This is a genomic window from uncultured Clostridium sp. (assembly GCF_937920395.1).
Classification (GTDB): Bacteria; Bacillota; Clostridia; order Clostridiales; family Clostridiaceae; genus Clostridium_AD.
On sequence record NZ_CALEVF010000319.1, the window covers coordinates 1 to 3,061 of the forward strand.

The window sequence follows — 3,061 nt, forward strand, 5'->3', positions numbered from 1 at the left end:
AGCCAAATCTTAAAAGTTATCCACAGTTTTTATTTTTGAATTCTGCAAGCCCCTACAAATTTTAAGACTAAAACAAGTGCAATTATTACCGATATAAATATATATAAGATATGCAATTGAATTTTCCCATAATTTATTTTTAATATTTTTGTTGTTACGTAATTTACTGCTTTTAAACTTGTTTTATAAAAATAGTCTTCTACTACATCGCTAGTAGTTTGACTTATATGAATATTTTGTTTATAACTAACTTTTTTGTTATAATTTGAAATAGGTCCAAATATTTTTGCGGCAGGTTGCACAAATCCACTACCAGTGTACTGTATGTAAGGTTCATCACTTGTGTACCCACATGCCCATGTATCATTAATCTCTTGTTTTTTATTTGATGAATTTATTTTATTAAACATATAAACAATAAATGTGATACTAATTAATATTAAAGTAAACACTATTATCTCTGTTTCATTTTTAAATCCAGGACCTTTGGAATTAATCGCAAATAAACCATTCGTAAAATATGATATCTTACTTATTATAAACGGTGAAAATATACCCGTTACTATAGCAAGCACAGCAAGTACGCCCTGCCCAATATTCATTGACATCGGAATACTTTTTATATGCTCCGCTTTTTTAGTTCTTGGTTTTCCAAGAAAGGTGATTCCAAAAGATTTTGCAGTAGCATAAAACGCCGCTCCACTTGTTATTGCTATGATAACACCACAACAAAAAATCAATATTATAATCCATATATTGCTTACCTTAGTTATTGCTTCAATGAAACTTCTAAGAATAAGTATCTCACTTGCGAAACCATTAAATGGTGGCACTGAAGAGATTGCACAGGTTGCAATAAATGTACAAATTGCTGTAAATTTCATTTCTTGGTGTAGTCCACCAAGCTCATTCATATTTTTAGTACCAGTTGCATACAAAACGCTTCCTGCATTTAGGAATAAAAGGCTTTTAAAAATCGCATGATTTAAGCAGTGAAGCAATGCTGCAGTTAGTGCTAGTGAAGCTAATACTTTTAAATTATAATTTATAAGTATCATAGACATCCCAAGGGCAGCAAAAATTAGACCTACATTTTCTGCACTAGAATATGCTAATAGTTTTTTTATGTTGTTTTGTAATAATGCATTTAAGATTGAAAATATAGCAGTAATCGTTCCTATTACAAGTACTGTAACTCCACAATTTAGTGGTGTCACTTTAAGGAAAATAAATATTACTCTTATAAAACCATATAAAGCAACCTTAAGCATTACCCCTGACATCAATGCCGAGACATTAGATGGTGCTGTTGGATGAGCCTTTGGAAGCCATGCATGAAGTGGAACAATTCCCATCTTCGCACCAAATCCAAATAATGCAAGTATGAATATTATGGACTTTTGTTTTGATGAAAAATTTGCAGAAACCTTTATAATCTCACTAAAGTCAAAACTTCCGCTATATTTATACAAGAAAGAAAACATTATCATTAAAAATAATCCACTTATATGTGTCATTACAAAATAAAATATTCCTGCTTTCAAATTTTCCTTATGCATGTACTCATAAATTACTAAGAAAAATGATGATATAGACATAATCTCCCAGAAAACGAGAAAACTTATTGCATTATTAGAAACTACAACTCCTATCATTGATGCTACAAATAATGCTATTAAAAGTAACATATAATTTACTGAGTAATGTTTTTTATATTCCATTATGTAGCCCTTAGTATAAATTGCTACTGGTATAAATATTAATATTATAATAAATACGAAGTATGCCGAAAGCCAGTCGTTTTGAAAATTTATTATTGGTAACATTTGTTATCAACTCCTAGTTAAATTTAGTTATCATTCGAATGTTGAAATGTGACACTTAATTATACCTTATTTTTCGAATGTTAACAACTAATTTTAATTGATTGTTCGTGTTATGTATTGGTTAACACTCCTAAATTTTGCCTTTTTAAATCATTTATTAAGTAAATCTATAAAATATATTTTTTCTATTTTATTAATAAAAGTAAACCAAATATAAAAAAATCACTCATTTAACTTATAAATTTAATAAGTTTTCTGAGTGATTTTTTAGTTTACTAACATGATAACATGCTATTAATTTTAGCAAATATTATATTAATATCCACCCGAGGACCCTCCACCACTTGATGAACCGCCCCCGAAACCACCGCCTCCTGAGCCTCCAAAACCGCCGCCATTTCCACCACCACGTCTACCAATAGAGCTCCAAAATAGTAACATTACCATAAATTTAGTTATTCTTCCTCGGTTTAGAATAAAGTCGAGAAAAATAAACACAATAAATCCTATTAATACTATACCATTACCCTTTCGAGGAACGTTTTGTGTTTGAACTTGTTTTGGAACATTAACATTCTTCTCTAGTTTTACATTGTATTCCTTAGCTATGCTATCGCTCAGAACCGAATATGATGCCCTAAGTCCCTCTCCATATTGGTTTTGCTTGAATTTTGGAACTGCATAATCATTCATAACCCTTGAGGAATAAATATCAGTAACAGCACCTTCTAGCCCTGTACCCACCTCTACTCTCCATTTTCTTTCTTTTACTGCTAATAAAATTAACAGACCATTATTTTTATCTTTTTTACCAATACCCCATTCTCTAAAAATACCAGTTGCATAAGTTTCTATGGGTACCTCTTTTAGTGAATCTATAACTACAACTGTAGCCTGAGCTCCTGTTTTAGCTTCTAGTTCCCTGCCTACTGATAAAATATATTGTGTTGATTGATTATCTAATACTTTGGCATAATCGTTAACATATTTTAACTGAGATGGAGCAGGATATATTTTTGTGGTTTTTGCATTTACTATATTCGCAGCCATTATTTGACTTAGTAAAACCAGACTTATTATACCTACAAATAAAATCGTCATTTTTTTCTTAGCTTTTGTAGATATACTTAATGTGATATTATAATTTTTTATTTTTTTAATAAAATTAATTAAATAAGTCTTCATATTTTAGCTCCTATTTAGTAAAGTCAACTTTAGGTACTACTTTAGCTGAT

General features: G+C 29.9%; 2 protein-coding genes. Both read right to left on the reverse strand.

Annotation, left to right across the window (positions count from 1 at the left end; translation table 11 throughout):
* Positions 1 to 29 precede the first annotated feature (29 nt).
* Complete coding sequence (locus tag Q0649_RS19690) at positions 30 to 1,826, reverse strand: proton-conducting transporter membrane subunit (protein WP_298845876.1); 1,797 nt, start codon at positions 1,824 to 1,826, stop codon at positions 30 to 32.
* A 315-nt stretch (positions 1,827 to 2,141) separates the two neighbouring features.
* Positions 2,142 to 3,011, reverse strand: coding sequence for a YgcG family protein (locus tag Q0649_RS19695; protein WP_367179420.1), 870 nt, complete (start codon positions 3,009 to 3,011; stop codon positions 2,142 to 2,144).
* Positions 3,012 to 3,061 lie beyond the last annotated feature (50 nt).